Origin of the sequence: Bradyrhizobium sp. AS23.2, assembly GCF_001908185.1 — a bacterium.
Taxonomy (GTDB): domain Bacteria; phylum Pseudomonadota; class Alphaproteobacteria; order Rhizobiales; family Xanthobacteraceae; genus Bradyrhizobium.
Window position 1 is genome coordinate 1 of sequence record NZ_LGHM01000348.1, and the last position, 808, is coordinate 808.

Consider the following 808-nt stretch of genomic DNA (forward strand, 5'->3'; position numbering starts at 1 on the left):
AAAACGGTCGCGTCATCCATGCTGGCCTCCGTTCGCCAGCATGGAGTTTGAATCAGAAATTGCCCCATCTGGGAATCCAGATTCCGCTAAAAGACAACATGCTCTAGCGACACATCCTTAAAGGAGCCGAGGCCGTGCCAGCGCTCCTTGCCGTCTTTCCAATATCGGTAGGACCAGCTCTTCGATGTCGGTCCATTGACGATCAAGTAGAGACCTTCGCCGTCGGCGTATTTGCCGGGCTCGTTTTGGCGCTCTACGTCGAGTGGTTTCAGCCGACCAGCCATTGTTCCTCCAGGAAAACCGTCCTCCGAACCCACGGTCTAAAGCTACGGTCAGCGTCCCGATTAGGGAGAACACCGGAGAACTGCGAAGTACAGCCCTTTGGCGCAAGTCACTGATTTTACTGTGGAGTTCGAACGACTGCGAACAGTGGAGAACAATATACTGGCGGAAGGGGTGGGATTCGAACCCACGGTACCCTTGCGGGCACGCCGGTTTTCAAGACCGGTGCCTTAAACCACTCGGCCACCCTTCCTTCACAGATAGAGCAGGCACTTAGCCGAGGTAGCCGCCGAACGCAACGTCTCGACGACGCGATCGGCGACTTCTTGACCGAGCGGAAAAAGCCGAAAAATTGAAGCGGCGCGCCGATCTTTCTGCGACACAACACCACGCCGTCCGTCAGTCTGAAGTCAGCTTCTCCCACTAGTCTAGTCTAGGCGGTGTGGACACTTATCGCATCCATAGGACGATTGCGGCGAGAGTGACGACGGCGCGGTAATTTCGGGCCGTCTTTTCGAAGCGGGTG

At 56.2% G+C, this 808-nt stretch carries 1 protein-coding gene and 1 tRNA gene; both read right to left on the minus strand.

Annotated elements, in window-relative coordinates; translation table 11 throughout:
* Positions 1–86: 86 nt before the first annotated feature.
* Complete coding sequence (locus tag AC630_RS42055) at positions 87–284, minus strand: Arm DNA-binding domain-containing protein (protein WP_245330671.1); 198 nt, start codon at positions 282–284, stop codon at positions 87–89.
* A gap of 161 nt (positions 285–445) precedes the next feature.
* A tRNA-Ser gene (locus AC630_RS42060) sits at positions 446–535 on the minus strand.
* Between the last annotated feature and the right edge of the window lie 273 nt (positions 536–808).